10 protein-coding genes are annotated in these 13,398 nt (G+C 68.3%); 8 read left to right on the top strand and 2 right to left on the bottom strand.

Translation table 11 applies throughout. The features are described 5' to 3' along the window. The first annotated feature begins 56 nt into the window (after positions 1-56). From ASG62_RS04315 to ASG62_RS04295, 5 genes are all read left to right on the top strand, one after another. Entirely contained in the window at positions 57-533 is a 477-nt protein-coding gene (locus ASG62_RS04315) for a formate dehydrogenase subunit gamma (protein ID WP_056700036.1), read from the top strand. After that, positions 530-2,086 carry a formate dehydrogenase beta subunit gene (locus tag ASG62_RS04310; RefSeq protein ID WP_056700033.1) on the top strand — a complete coding sequence of 519 codons (1,557 nt, stop codon included), beginning with the start codon at positions 530-532 and terminating at the stop codon, positions 2,084-2,086. Before ASG62_RS04315 ends, ASG62_RS04310 begins: the two co-directional genes overlap by 4 nt. Before the next feature lie 250 nt (positions 2,087-2,336). Further along, positions 2,337-5,183 carry a formate dehydrogenase subunit alpha gene (gene fdhF / locus ASG62_RS04305; RefSeq protein WP_056700030.1) on the top strand — a complete coding sequence of 949 codons (2,847 nt, stop codon included), beginning with the start codon at positions 2,337-2,339 and terminating at the stop codon, positions 5,181-5,183. A gap of 4 nt (positions 5,184-5,187) precedes the next feature. After that, a complete protein-coding gene (gene fdhD / locus ASG62_RS04300; protein WP_056700027.1) occupies positions 5,188-6,072 on the top strand; it encodes a formate dehydrogenase accessory sulfurtransferase FdhD in 885 nt (294 codons plus the stop codon). Next, the gene (locus ASG62_RS04295; protein ID WP_056700024.1) at positions 6,062-6,364 is read left to right on the top strand and encodes a formate dehydrogenase subunit delta; all 303 of its coding nucleotides are present in this window, start codon (positions 6,062-6,064) and stop codon (positions 6,362-6,364) included. Before fdhD ends, ASG62_RS04295 begins: the two co-directional genes overlap by 11 nt. 132 nt (positions 6,365-6,496) lie before the next feature. Here the strand turns inward: ASG62_RS04295 and ASG62_RS04290 are convergent, their stop codons facing one another. Together ASG62_RS04290 and ASG62_RS04285 are read right to left on the bottom strand one after the other, a co-directional pair. Further along, positions 6,497-8,410 (bottom strand): methyl-accepting chemotaxis protein, encoded by a 1,914-nt coding sequence (locus ASG62_RS04290; protein ID WP_056700021.1) that lies wholly within the window; start codon positions 8,408-8,410, stop codon positions 6,497-6,499. A 322-nt stretch (positions 8,411-8,732) separates the two neighbouring features. Continuing rightward, complete coding sequence (locus ASG62_RS04285) at positions 8,733-11,045, bottom strand: methyl-accepting chemotaxis protein (RefSeq protein ID WP_056700018.1); 2,313 nt, start codon at positions 11,043-11,045, stop codon at positions 8,733-8,735. Between the two features lie 193 nt (positions 11,046-11,238). Here ASG62_RS04285 and ASG62_RS04280 point away from each other — a divergent pair, with 193 nt between their 5' ends. The 3 genes from ASG62_RS04280 (at position 11,239) to ASG62_RS04270 (ending at position 13,371) form a co-directional block, all read left to right on the top strand. Then, positions 11,239-11,772: a MaoC family dehydratase gene (locus ASG62_RS04280; protein WP_082537528.1), complete on the top strand. Its 534-nt coding sequence runs from the start codon at positions 11,239-11,241 to the stop codon at positions 11,770-11,772. A gap of 220 nt (positions 11,773-11,992) precedes the next feature. Then, positions 11,993-12,691: a phosphoglycolate phosphatase gene (gene gph, locus ASG62_RS04275; protein WP_056700016.1), complete on the top strand. Its 699-nt coding sequence runs from the start codon at positions 11,993-11,995 to the stop codon at positions 12,689-12,691. Further along, complete coding sequence (locus ASG62_RS04270) at positions 12,688-13,371, top strand: HAD-IA family hydrolase (protein ID WP_056700014.1); 684 nt, start codon at positions 12,688-12,690, stop codon at positions 13,369-13,371. Before gph ends, ASG62_RS04270 begins: the two co-directional genes overlap by 4 nt. Positions 13,372-13,398 lie beyond the last annotated feature (27 nt).

Below are 13,398 nucleotides of genomic sequence, written 5' to 3'. Positions count from 1 at the left end.
TGAGACAGGTGTCCTCTGGTTTGAAACGGTTCCAAAAACCGCCGGGGAGGCCGAGCTTGACTCTGCATGTGGCATTCGACGCCGAGGACGCTGCCGAGATCATCGAGGAGCACAAGGATCTCGAAGGTCCGCTGCTGCCGATCCTCAACGCGCTCCAGGCGCGGTTCGGCTTCGTCGGCGAGGCGGCGGTGCGGCAGATTTCCGCGGCGCTGAACCTGTCGCGTGCCGAGGTCTACGGCGTCGTCTCCTTCTACCACGACTACAAGGCCGAGCCGCATGGGCGCCATGTGCTGAAGGTCTGCCGCGCCGAGGCCTGCCAGTCGCGCGGCTCGGACGCGGTGGCGGACGCCGCCGAACGCGCGCTCGGCATCGCCTTCGGCGAAACCACGGCGGACGGGCGCGTGACGCTGGAGGCGGTCTACTGCCTCGGGCTCTGCGCCGCCGGCCCCTCCGCCATGATCGACCATGGTCGCATCGTCGGCCGGCTGACGCCCGACAAGGTCGCGGCCCTTGCCGAGGAGATCCGGCTGTGATCCGCATCTTCGTTCCGCTCGACAGTTTCGCCGTCGCCTGCGGGGCTGACGAGATCGCCGAGGACATCCGCCAGACCGCCGCTCACAAAGGGCTCGACGTCGCCGTCGTGCGCAACGGCTCGCGCGGCTTGGCCTGGCTGGAGCCGATGATCGAGGTCGAGACGCCGGAGGGGCGCATCGCCTACGGGCCGATCGAGCCGGAGGACGTGGCCGGGCTGTTCAAGGCGGGCTTCCTGGACGGCAAGGCGCATGAGAAACGTCTGGGCCGGCCGGAGGACATGCCCTTCCTGGCGAACCAGACGCGCCTGACCTTCAGGCGCTGCGGCATCACCGATCCGCTGTCGCTCGACGACTATCGGGCGCATGGCGGGCTGAAGGGCCTGGAGCGCGCCGCGGCCCTGCAGCCGGCCGAGATCGTGGTCGAGGTTACCGCGTCCGGCCTTCGCGGACGCGGCGGCGCGGGCTTCCCGACCGGCATCAAGTGGAAGACCGTCCTCGAGACCGAGGACGCGCGCAAGTACATCGTCGCCAATGCCGACGAGGGCGACAGCGGCACCTTCGCCGACCGCATGATCATGGAGGGCGATCCGTTCTGCCTGATCGAGGGCATGGCGATCGCGGGCCTTGCGACCAAGGCGACAAAGGGCTTCGTCTATCTGCGCTCGGAATATCCGGTCGCGATCCGCGTCATGAACGAAGCCGTTCGCATCGCGCGTCAGGCCGGCGTGCTCGGCGCTTCGGTCCTCGGATCGGGCCGCGCCTTCGACATGGAAATCCGCGTCGGCGCCGGCGCCTATGTCTGCGGCGAGGAGACCTCGCTTCTGGAAAGCCTGGAGGGCCGGCGCGGGCAGGTCCGCGCCAAGCCGCCGCTGCCGGCGCACAAGGGCCTCTTCGGCAAGCCGACCGTCATCAACAACGTGATCACGCTCTCTTCCGTGCCGGTGATCATGGGCGAGGGGGCGGAGGCCTACAAGAATTTCGGCATGGGCCGGTCGCGCGGCACGATCCCGCTGCAGATCGCCGGCAATGCCCGGCATGGCGGGCTTTACGAGACGGCCTTCGGCCTGACGCTCGGCGAGATCGTGGACGGGATCGGCGGCGGCACGGCTTCGGGCCGTCCGGTGCGCGCCGTGCAGGTGGGCGGACCGCTCGGCGCCTACTTCCCGCGCGAGCTCTTCGACACGCCCTTCGACTACGAGGCCTTCGCGGCTCGGGACGGGCTGATCGGCCATGCCGGCATCGTCGTCTTCGACGACACGGTGGACATGCTGAAACAGGCCCGCTTCGCCTTCGAGTTCTGCGCGGTGGAATCCTGCGGCAAGTGCACGCCCTGCCGCATCGGCGCCGTGCGCGGACGCGAGACGGTCGACCGCATCATCGCCGGCGACCGCCCGGCGGAGGCGCTGACGCTGGTGGAAGACCTCTGCAACACGATGAAGTTCGGCTCGCTCTGCGCGCTCGGCGGCTTCACGCCTTATCCCGTGATGAGCGCCATCACGCATTTCCCCGAGGACTTCCACGGCCGCGAGCCGATGCGCGAGGCGGCGGAGTGATGGGCATGGTCATGGGCGGACGGTCGATCCGTGGGCTGACGCAAAGGGCGGGGATCGGCGCCCCCCTCTGCCTCCCGAGTCCTGGACGAGGGGCGGCATCTCCTCCTCAAGGGGGGAGATCAGGCTTGTCTCTGCCGTCGCAACTGCCGATCTCCTCCCTCGAGGGGGAGATGTCCGGCAGGACAGAGGGGGGCGCCTCGCGCCTTCCTTTCCGCTCTGCCTCTGAAACACACCGGAACGGAGCCTCCCGATGAGCCTGATCCACGAGACCGACTACGGCACCCCGAAGTCCAAGGCCGAGGCCGAGGTCACGCTGTCCATTGACGGGTTCGACGTGACCGTGCCGGAGGGCACGTCGATCATGCGGGCGGCGATGGATGCGGGCATCCAGGTGCCCAAGCTCTGCGCGACCGACATGCTGGAAAGCTTCGGCTCCTGCCGCGTCTGCGTCGTCGAGATCGAGGGCCGGAACGGCACGCCCGCCTCCTGCACGACGCCCGTCATGGCCGGCATGAAGGTGTCCACGCAGAGCGAGCGGCTGAAGCGCATCCGCAAGGGCGTGATGGAGCTCTACATTTCCGACCATCCGCTCGACTGCCTGACCTGCGCGGCCAACGGCGACTGCGAGCTGCAGGACATGGCCGGGGCCGTCGGCCTGCGCGACGTGCGCTACGGCTACGAGGGCGAGAACCATCTCAAGAAGGAGAAGGACCAGTCCAATCCCTACTTCCAGTTCGATCCCGCCAAATGCATCGTCTGCTCGCGCTGCGTGCGCGCCTGCGAGGAGGTGCAGGGCACGTTCGCGCTGACGATTTCGGGCCGGGGCTTCGGCTCGGAAGTCTCCGCCGGCGTCATGTCGGACAATTTCTTCTCCTCCGAATGCGTCTCCTGCGGCGCCTGCGTGCAGGCCTGCCCGACCGCGACGCTGGAGGAGAAGTCGGTCATCGAGATCGGCCTGCCCGAGCATTCCATGGTCACGACCTGCGCCTATTGCGGCGTCGGCTGCTCCTTCAAGGCGGAAATGCGCGGCGAGGAGCTCGTGCGCATGGTCCCCTACAAGGACGGCAAGGCGAACCGGGGCCATTCCTGCGTGAAGGGGCGCTTTGCGGTCGGCTACGCCACGCACAAGGACCGCATCCTGAAGCCGATGATCCGTGAGACCTATAAGGACGAGTGGCGCGAGGTCTCCTACGAGGAGGCGATCGCGTTTGCCGCCGCCAAGATCAAGCACATCCAGGCGAAGTACGGGCGCGGTTCCGTCGGGGCCATCTCCTCCTCGCGCTGCACGAACGAGGAGGTCTATCTCGTCCAGAAGCTGGTGCGCGCGGGATTCGGCAACAACAACATCGACACCTGTGCCCGTGTCTGCCACTCGCCGACGGGCTACGGCCTCTCCACCACCTACGGCACCTCGGCGGGCACGCAGGATTTCGACAGCGTCGAGGATAGCGACGTCATCCTCGTCATCGGCGCCAATCCGACGGACGGCCATCCCGTCTTCGCCTCGCGCATGAAGAAGCGCCTGCGCGAGGGCGCACGCCTGATCGTCATCGATCCCCGCCGGATCGACCTCGTGCGCACGCCCCATGTGAAGGCGGACTACCACCTGCCGCTGAAGCCCGGCACGAACGTCGCCATGATGACCGCGCTCGCCCATGTGATCGTGACGGAGGGCCTCGTCGACGAGACCTTCGTGCGCGAGCGCTGCGAGTGGGACGACTTCCAGGACTGGGCCGCCTTCGTCGCCGACGAGAGCCGCTCGCCGGAGGCGGTGGAGGCGATCACCGGCGTTCCCGCCGCGGACGTTCGGGCCGCCGCACGGCTCTATGCGACCGGCGGAAACGGGGCGATCTACTACGGCCTCGGCGTCACCGAGCACAGCCAGGGCTCGACGACTGTCATGTCGATCGCCAATCTCGCCATGGCGACCGGCAATATCGGCCGCCGCGGCGTCGGCGTGAATCCCTTGCGCGGGCAGAACAACGTCCAGGGCGCCTGCGACATGGGCTCCTTCCCGCACGAGTTCACGGGCTATCGCCATGTCAGCCGGGACGACGTGCGCGAGACCTTCGAGAACCTCTGGAACGTTCAGATCGACGACGAGCCGGGCCTTCGCATCCCCAATATGTTCGACGCCGCCGTCGAGGGCACCTTCAAGGGGCTTTACGTCCAGGGCGAGGATATTCTCCAGTCCGATCCCGACACGCGCCACGTCTCGGCCGGCCTCGACGCGCTGGAGCTTCTGATCGTCCAGGATCTCTTCCTCAACGAGACCGCGAACTACGCCAACGTCTTCCTGCCCGGCTCGTCCTTCCTCGAGAAGGACGGCACCTTCACCAATGCCGAGCGGCGCATCAATCGCGTCCGCCGCGTGATGAAGCCGAAGAACGGCTATGCCGACTGGGAGGTGACGCAGCTGCTCGCCCGCGCGATCGGCATGGACATGGACTACAAGCACCCGTCCGAGATCATGGACGAGGTGGCGAAGGTCACGCCGACTTTCCAGAACGTCTCCTACGATCTTCTGGAGCGCGTGGGATCGGTGCAGTGGCCCTGCAACGAGGCCCATCCCGAGGGCACGCCGACCATGCATATCGGCGAGTTCATGCGCGGCAAGGGACGGTTCATCGTCACCGAATATGTCGCGACGGACGAGCGCACGGGCCCGCGCTTCCCGCTGCTCCTGACGACGGGGCGCATTCTCTCGCAGTACAATGTCGGCGCGCAGACGCGGCGCACGCAGAACGTCGTCTGGCACGACCAGGACCTCATCGAGATCCATCCGCACGATGCCGAGAACCGGGGCATTCGCGACGGCGACTGGATCAAGCTGGAAAGCCGGGCCGGCTCGACCTCGATCCGCGCCAAGATCACCGATCGCGTGGCGCCGGGCGTCGTCTACACGACCTTCCACCACCCGCTGACGCAGGTGAACGTCATCACCACCGACTTCTCCGACTGGGCGACCAACTGCCCGGAATACAAGGTGACGGCGGTGCAGATCTCGCCCTCCAACGGCCCGACGGAGTGGCAGGAGGAGTATCGCGAGCTGACCGAGGAAAGTCGCCGCATCGCCGTTCTCGACGCGGCGGAGTAGGGCGATGGACGTCCCGGTGCGCGATGAGGTGGAGGATGCGGGGGAGGGCGGCGCCCGGCGGGTGCCCGCGCTCGCCTTTCGCGGGCAGCGCTTCATCCTCTCCCAGCGCGCCGTGCCGGAGGAGACCGCCATCGCCGTCTCGATCGACGGCTCCACCCATGCCGTGATGATGGCGACCCCGGTCCATGTCGAGGAGCTCGGCCTCGGCCTCGCGCTCGCCGAGCGCATCGTCGCCTCGCCCGCCGAGATCGAGCGGATCGAGGTCGTGGAGACCGAGGCCGGCCTCGACTGCCAGATCCGGCTCGTGCCCGAGCGCGGCCGCACCTATGTCGCGCGGCGCCGGCAGATGACCGGGCCCGTCGGCTGCGGTCTCTGCGGGGTCGAGAGCCTGGAACTGGCAGCGCCCGCGCTCCCCGTCGTCTCGGCGGGAACCGTGGTGACGCCCGAGGCGATCTCGGCGGCGGTGGAGGCCATGGCGCGCGAGCAGGCGCTCGGCCGCGAGACGCGGGCCGTGCATGCGGCGGCGTTCCACCTCTTCGACGGCGGGCTCGTCGTCGCGCGCGAGGATGTCGGCCGGCACAACGCGCTCGACAAGGTGGCCGGCTATCTCGCCCGAAACGGCTTCGACCCGGCTTCCGGGTTCATCACCATCACCAGCCGCGTGTCGGTCGAGCTGATCCAGAAGGCGGCCATCATGGGCTCGCCGCTGATCGCCGCCGTCTCAGCGCCGAGCGCGCTCGCCATCCGCATGGCGGAGGCGTCGGGCGTGACGCTCGTCGCCGTCGTGCGCGGGGCCGAGTTCGAAATCTTCACCCATGCAAACCGGATCGCCGGCGCTCCCGGCGCCGACGAGACCGGCTATGCGGAGGCCGCCAGCGATGCAGCATAGTGACCGCCTGACCACCATGGCGAACCAGATCGCGGCCTTCTTCGGCTCGTCCCCGACGGGCGGGCGCGGCCAGGACGAGGGCGGGGCCAAGGGCGTCGCCGACCACATCAACAAATATTGGGAACCGCGCATGCGCAGCCAGCTGATGGATCGCATCCGCAAGGGCGACACGGCCGGCCTCTCGCCGCTCGTCGTCGAGGCGCTTCCCGATATCCGCCTGCCCTCGCGGCGCCTGGAGCAGCGCACGACGACCGAAGCGCAGGAGAGGGGGCTCGAAGCCCCGCAGGTCTGAGGGCCGACCCGAAACTCGCGCGGGCCGGCTCGACATGATCGGTCGGTCTCCGCCGATCGATCTCCGGCCGTCGAATGTCGATCCGCGCTCCGGGCATCGCCTCTCTGGAGCGATGCCGGAAGCGTTTGCGGATCAGAAATCCTGCCAGTCGTCCGCGGCCTCGGCGGGAGCGGCCTTCGTCTGGCCGGTCGCGCGCATCTGCGGCACGGGCTTTCTCGGGGCGGTTGCTGCGCGGGGAGCCGCCTTGCGGGCCGGGCTCTGCGCCGCCGCCCGACGGTTCGTCCGGAAGCTCGAAACGAGGACCGCCAGTTCCTCGGTTTCGCCGGACAGGGTCTGCGCGGCGGCCGTCGTCTCTTCCACCATCGCGGCGTTCTGCTGGGTCACCTTGTCCATCTGGTCGGCGGCGGCGGAGACTTCGCGAAGGCTGGTCGCCTGTTCGCGTGCGCTCGTCGCGATCTCGCCGACGACCGTGTCCATCTTGCCGATCTCCTCGACGATCTCGTCGAGTGAGCGGCCGGAAGCCGTGACGAGCTCGACGCCCTCGGCGACCTGAGCCGAAGAGGTCGCGATCAGGCTCTTGATCTCCTTGGCCGCCTCCGCCGAGCGCTGGGCGAGGCCCCGCACCTCCTGCGCGACGACCGCAAAGCCCCGGCCCGCCTCGCCCGCGCGGGCCGCCTCGACGCCGGCATTGAGGGCGAGGAGGTTGGTCTGGAAGGCGATCTCGTCGATGACGCCGATGATCTTGCCGATCTCGTCCGAGGAGGTCTCGATCTCGGCCATGGCCGCGACGGCGCGTCCGACGACCGTGCCGCTCTTCTCGGCGAGACGCCGGGTCGCGGTGGCGCCGGTCTGTGCGCGGCCGGCCCGGTCGGCCGTGGCATTGACGCCGCGCGTCACCTCCGAAAGGGCGGCGACTGTCTGCTCGAGGCTGGCCGCCTGCTGCTCGGTGCGCTGGGCGAGATCGTTCGAGGCCGTCGAGATCTCGCCGAGGCCGACCCGCATGGAATCGATCGATCCGACGACCGTGCCGATCGTCTCCTCCAGCTTTGCGACGCTGTCGTTGAACTTCGCGCGGATCGGCTCGAACGCCTCGGCCACCTCGGCGGTCATGCGGATCGTCAGATCGCCCTTCGACAGCGCATCGAAGCCGTTGTCGACCGCCTGGACGAAGGCTCGGAGGTCTTCGGCCTTGGCATTGTCGATGGCCGACTGGCGCTCGCGCTGGGCGGCGCGCTCGGCTGCGGCGGTCTCGGCTTTCGCGGAAAGGACGCGGTTCTCCTCGCCGCCCTGGCGGAAGATGTCCACGGCCCGGGCCATGGCGCCGATCTCGTCGCTTCGCCCGGTGAAGGGAACCTGCTGCGTCAGGTCGCCCGATGCCATCGACTGCATCAGCTTGGTGATGCGCTGGAGAGGGCGGGAGATGCTTCGCGAGATCGGCAAGGCGCAGCCGACAAGAAGGAGCATCACCGGCACCATGAAGACGCCGACCTTCAGGAGATGGGTCCGGAAGATCGTTTCGAGGTCGTCCATGTAGACGCCGGTTCCCACGACCCAGCCCCAGCTGGGCACGAGCGTCGTGTAGCTGAGCTTGGCGATCGGCTCGGTGCTCCCGCTGCGGGGGAAGAGATAGGAGGTGAAGCCGCCGCCCTCCTTCGCCCGCTTGACGAGCTCTTGGAAGAAGAGAGTGCCGGCGGAGTCGGGCTTGTCCCAAAGGGTCTTGCCGATCAGGCTCTCGTTCGGGTTCACGATCATCGTGGCCTTGTCGTCCATGATGAAGACGTAGTCGTTGGCGCCGAAGCGGATGGACTTGATGGACTCGATCGCCCGGGCCTTCGCCTCGGCTTCCGACTGGCGTTTGGCTGCGACCTCGTCGACGAAATGGGCGGCGATCGCGGCTGCGGCCTGCGTCTGGGCCGTCAGCATCGTCTCTCGTTCGGCATGGATGGCCTGCCGGAGGCCATAAAGCTGCAACGCCGAGAGAAGAAGCGCGCCGGTAACGGCGATGGCGACGAGGGCACCAAGCTTACGGCTTACGGTCAAGGTCATGTCGGGGCCTTCCCCTGCGGAATATCCGTGCAGCCTGCAGGCCTGACGTTAAAAACCCGCTACTATAAGCGCGCGATACCTCGAAATTCGTCTGCGACGGGAACAGGGAGCGAAGGCGCCAACTGGAACGAGCGCGGGCGTAGGCTGGAACGCCGTGCGAACGGTGGCGGCGAAGCGGGTAGCATCGACCACCCAGCCCCGACGCTCTCGGCGCCATTGGGCCCGACCCCGCGGGAAGCGGCATGCTGGCCGCCCGATTCCGTTCACGAACCGGCTTGCCGCCCCTGTCCGCCGGATGGCGATACGGGGAATGGTTCGAGGATCAGAAGTCCTGCCAGTCGTCGGCAGCCTCTGCCGGAGCTGCCTTCGCCTGGCTCGTCGCGCGCATCTGCGGCGCGGGTCTTGCAGGCGTCGTGCGGCGGGCGGGAGAGGGCTGGCGGGCGGCCGGGGCGGCCGGGCGGTGGCTCGTGCGGAAGCGCTCGACGAGACCGGCCAGATCGGCGGTCTCGCTGGACAGGGTCTGCGCGGCGGCCGTCGTCTCCTCGACCATCGCGGCGTTCTGCTGCGTGACCTTGTCCATCTGGTCGGCGGCCGCGGCGATCTCGCGAAGGCTCGTCGCCTGTTCGCGGGCGCTGGACGCGATCTCGGTGACGACGGTGTCCATCTTGCCGATATCCGCGACGATCTCACCGAGCGACGCGCCGGAGGCGGTGACGAACTCGACGCCGGTCGCGACCTGCGCGGCGGAGGCCGAGATCAGGATCTTGATCTCCTTGGCGGCTTCCGCCGAGCGCTGGGCGAGCCCGCGCACTTCCTGGGCGACGACGGCGAAGCCGCGTCCAGCTTCCCCCGCGCGGGCCGCCTCGACGCCGGCATTAAGGGCGAGGAGGTTGGTCTGGAAGGCGATCTCGTCGATGACGCCGATGATCTTGCCGATCTGGTCGGAGGAACGCTCGATCTCGCTCATCGCCTCGACGGCCTTGCCGACGATCTCGCCGCTCTTCTCGGCGGTGCGGCGGGTGAGGGTGGCCGCGTCGCGCGCGCGGCCCGCGCTGTCGGCGGTCGTGTTGACGCCGCGCGTCACGTCGGCGAGGGCCGCGACGGTCTCCTCGAGGCTGGCGGCCTGCTGCTCCGTGCGCTGGGCGAGATCGTTCGAGGCGACGGAGATTTCGCCAAGGCCGTTGCGGATCGTGCCGATGGCGCCGACGACGGAGCCGAGAGCCTCCTCGAGCTTGCCGACGCTGTCGTTGAAGGTGCGCCGGATCGGCTCGAACTCCGGCGCGACGGTTGCGGTGATGCGCACCGTCAGGTCGCCGTCCGACAGCGCCTCGAAGCCGGTCTCCACGGCCTGCACGAAGGCTCTGAGATCCTCGGCCTTGGCGTTTTCGAGAGCCGACTGTCGGTCGCGCTGCGCGATCTGGGCGGCGCCCGCGACCTCCGCCTCGCCTGCCAGCCGCCGCCCGTCGGCGAGCTTTCCGCGCAGGTTCTCCAGCGCGCGGGCGATCGTGCCGAGCTCGTCGGTCTTCTGCGTGCCGGTCACGGGCTTCTCGTAGTGCCCGCCTGCGAGCATTTCCACGGCGCTCGTCAACTGGACGAGCGGCTTCTGCACGAGAGCCCGGATCGAGCCGTAGAGACTGGCCAGAACCGCCAGGATGATGCCGAGGCCGGCGATCATGAGGCTCTTGGACAGCGCGCGGGCCGGCGCCATGACGGAGGCGTCGGGCGCGTCGATGACGACGGCCCAGGTCGCGTTCATGCCCTTGATGACGAAGGGACTGACGATCCGGGTCATCGGGACGCCGTCGTCCACGATCTCCTTGATCTCCTGCGGCTCGCCGCTTGCAAGCGCCTCCCGCACGAGATCGGCGCCGGCGTCGGAATAAGGCTGCATGCGCAGCGCCGGATCGGAATGGGCGACCCACTTGCCGTTGCCGGAGACCAGCATGACGCGCCCGTCGCCGAAGGGGCGGATGCCGGAGAGGATCGAGGTGAGATTGTCGAGCGCGATGTCGAGACCGGCGCTGCCGACGAACTTGCCCTTGGAGACGACGGGGAAGGCGACCGAGGTCATCATCACCGACTTGCCGCCGACCATGTAGGCGTAAGGGTCGATCATCGCGGCCTGGCCCGTCGTCTCCGGCGCCGTGTAGAAGGCCTCGGGATAGACCTGCCCGTCTTCGGCGGGCTCCATTCCGATCTGACCGTCGACCCGGGCCCAATAGGGCATGAAGCTGCCGGTGCTGCTGGAGCCGAGCGCCTTCTTGCCCGCCATTTCGCCGCCCTTGGCGTCCCAGGCGCCGGGGGCCTCGAAGAACCAGCTTCCCATCACGTAGTCGGAGGATTCGACGTTGGGACGCAGGATGTCGAGCGCGGTCTGGCGGTCCGTCACGCCCCTGGCATGAACGGCCGCAAGCGCCGAGGCCATGGAGCGTCCGGTCGATTCCACCCGCGCCAGATCGGTCGATATGGCGTTCGCCGTGCGCGCCGCGAGTTCGGTTCCATAGCGGCCCGAGAGATCGGAGACCGTCGCCTCGACCCGGTGCATGACGAAGAAGGACGCGCCGATCAGAAGAATGCCGATCGTGCCGCCGCCCAGCATCAGAAGCTTATGGCCGATGGAACTCTTGATCGACATGCCCGACTCCTTGGCAAAAATGCGAACATCCTCACTTTGGCGACTGCCTGGTAAAAGAAGACACAACAAGTTGACGGAAGGTCTTGCCGGCCGTCCCGTCATCCCGAAAGGTTGGAGGACGCTGCGCATCGGCGTATGGAGGCGGCGAAGGCGAGAGCTTCGAAGAGCCGGCCCCCTGCGAGAGGCAATGCGTATGACATCGAGGGAAGCGCCCGCCGCCGGCGGCCAGAGCGCGGCGGACGAGGCTGCGGCGATCGCCGCCAAGCTCGTTTCCGCCGAGGAGTATCGTGCCCTTCTCGACGGCGAGGAGCGCCTGTCCGACTGGCTGCTCGTCGATCAGCGGATGATCGACACCTTCGCCGAGGCCACGCACGACCACCAGTTCATCCACGTGAACCCCGAGCGCGCCGCGGCCGAGACGCCCTTCGGCGGCACGATCGCGCATGGGTTTCTGACGCTGTCGCTCCTGTCGCGCCTCGCCTTCGACGCGCTGCCGGGCATCGTCGGCACCAAGATGGGCATCAATTACGGGTTCGACAAAGTGCGCTTCGTCAACACCGTGAAGAGCGGCGCACGGGTGCGGGGACGGTTTCGGCTGGTCGGTCTCACCGAACGCGCCGTCTCCGTCCAGTCGGCCTGGGAGGCGACGGTCGAGATCGAGGGCGCGGCCAAGCCGGCGCTCTCGGCGCATTGGATCACGCTCGCCATCATCGAACCGCCGGCCTGATCCCCACTTCGCCCCATCGACGCTCCGAATGACGTCGCCGCACGACACGACACCTATCCAAGGCTGATCACAGCCTCTAGGCTCGTGTCGGGCGCCGGACGATCATCTTGAGACGAGTGACGATGGCGGCTTCCTATCCTTCCTTCGACGATCCCGGCCTCCTTGCGACGGGGCGATCCCGCGACCGGCGGCCCCTGCCTCTCAGCAAGGACTTCGCGCGATGACCGGCTCCCTTCCGTCCTGGCCCCGCGCCATTCTCTTCGATCTCGACGGCACGCTGATCGATTCCGCGCCGGACATTCACGAGTCGCTGAACCTGACGCTGGAGAGCCTCGGCCATCCGCCCTTCACGCTGGAGGCGGTGATCGGGATGATCGGGCGGGGAGTGCCCAAGCTGATCGAGCGCGCCCACGAGGCGCTGCAGATCGAGCTGGACCCGGCGACGCGCGACCGGATCGTCGACCGCTTCCTCAAGATCTACAATCCGCGCGCGACCGAGCTGACCACGCTGAACGCGGGGGCCAGCGACACGACGCGGAGCTTCCACCACCAGGGCCTGCCGCTCGGCGTCGTCACCAACAAGCCGGAAGCCGAGACGCTCGAAATCCTCCAGCATTTCGGCATTCTCGACCTCATGGCCGTCGTCGTCGGCGGCGATGCGGGACCGGCCAAGAAGCCGGCGCCCGACCTCCTCATCCTCGCCTGCGAAAGGCTGTCGATCGCGCCGGCCGACGCGCTCTTCGTCGGCGACAGCGAGAACGACGTGGAGGCGGCCAAGGCGGCGGGCATGAAGGTCGTCGCCGTGCGCGGCGGCTATACGACGATCGGGACGGACGCGCTCGGGGCCGATCTTGTGATCGACCGTCTGGATGCCTTGCTGGAGGTGCTGGCCGGCCTCGCGCCGGACGGGACGCCATGAGCGCCTTCATCTTCGACGTCGACGGCACGCTCGCCGACACGGAGGAATTGCACCGCGAGGCCTTCAACGAGGCCTTCGCGGCGGCGGGGCTCGACTGGAGCTGGGACCGGGCGCTCTACAAGCGCCTCCTCTCGGTTTCCGGGGGCAAGGAGCGGCTGCTCCACTTCCTCGATCTGGAGGGCATCGATCTTCCGGATGCCGAGGCGCGGGTGGCGGGGCTTCACGCGGAAAAAACCGGGATCTATGCGGGGGCCGTTGAGGCCGGCCGGCTGGCGCTGCGGCCCGGCGTCGCCGATCTTATCGCGCGCGCGGAGGCCGAGGGCATCCGCCTTGCCATCGCGACGACGACGACGCGGGCCAATGTCGATGCGCTGCTGAGCGCGGCCGACATCGATCCCGCACGCTTCGAGACCATGGTCTGCGGCGATGCCGTGCCGAGGAAGAAGCCCGCGCCGGACGTCTATCTCGCGGTGTTGGAGGCGCTCGGCCTTTCGGCCGGAGTGTGCCTTGCCTTCGAGGATTCGTGGAACGGGCTGACCTCCGCCAAGGCGGCGGGCCTGCGCTGCGTCGTGACGCCGGCCTTCTACACCGAGGGCGAGGACTTTTCCGCCGCCGATCTCGTCGCCGTCGATCTTCAAGATGCCGACCGCTTCGTCGCCATGGTCGCGGCGGCGCGCTGACGAGGCGAGGAACGACGCGCTGCGAGC

This window comes from Aureimonas sp. Leaf427 (genome assembly GCF_001425485.1).
Classification (GTDB): domain Bacteria; phylum Pseudomonadota; class Alphaproteobacteria; order Rhizobiales; family Rhizobiaceae; genus Plantimonas.
The sequence above is the reverse complement of the archived record's forward strand: the minus strand, read 5'-3'. Positions and strand labels throughout refer to the sequence as shown.

What these genes read in the sequence shown, in the direction of transcription:
- gph (WP_056700016.1), top strand. Translation starts at nt 11,993, where the DNA reads ATGACCGGCTCCCTTCCGTCCTGGCCCCGCGCCATTCTCTTCGATCTC.
- fdhD (WP_056700027.1), top strand. Translation starts at nt 5,188, where the DNA reads ATGGACGTCCCGGTGCGCGATGAGGTGGAGGATGCGGGGGAGGGCGGC.
- ASG62_RS04280 (WP_082537528.1), top strand. Translation starts at nt 11,239, where the DNA reads ATGACATCGAGGGAAGCGCCCGCCGCCGGCGGCCAGAGCGCGGCGGAC.
- ASG62_RS04295 (WP_056700024.1), top strand. Translation starts at nt 6,062, where the DNA reads ATGCAGCATAGTGACCGCCTGACCACCATGGCGAACCAGATCGCGGCC.
- ASG62_RS04285 (WP_056700018.1), bottom strand. Translation starts at nt 11,045, where the DNA reads ATGTCGATCAAGAGTTCCATCGGCCATAAGCTTCTGATGCTGGGCGGC.
- fdhF (WP_056700030.1), top strand. Translation starts at nt 2,337, where the DNA reads ATGAGCCTGATCCACGAGACCGACTACGGCACCCCGAAGTCCAAGGCC.
- ASG62_RS04290 (WP_056700021.1), bottom strand. Translation starts at nt 8,410, where the DNA reads ATGACCTTGACCGTAAGCCGTAAGCTTGGTGCCCTCGTCGCCATCGCC.
- ASG62_RS04270 (WP_056700014.1), top strand. Translation starts at nt 12,688, where the DNA reads ATGAGCGCCTTCATCTTCGACGTCGACGGCACGCTCGCCGACACGGAG.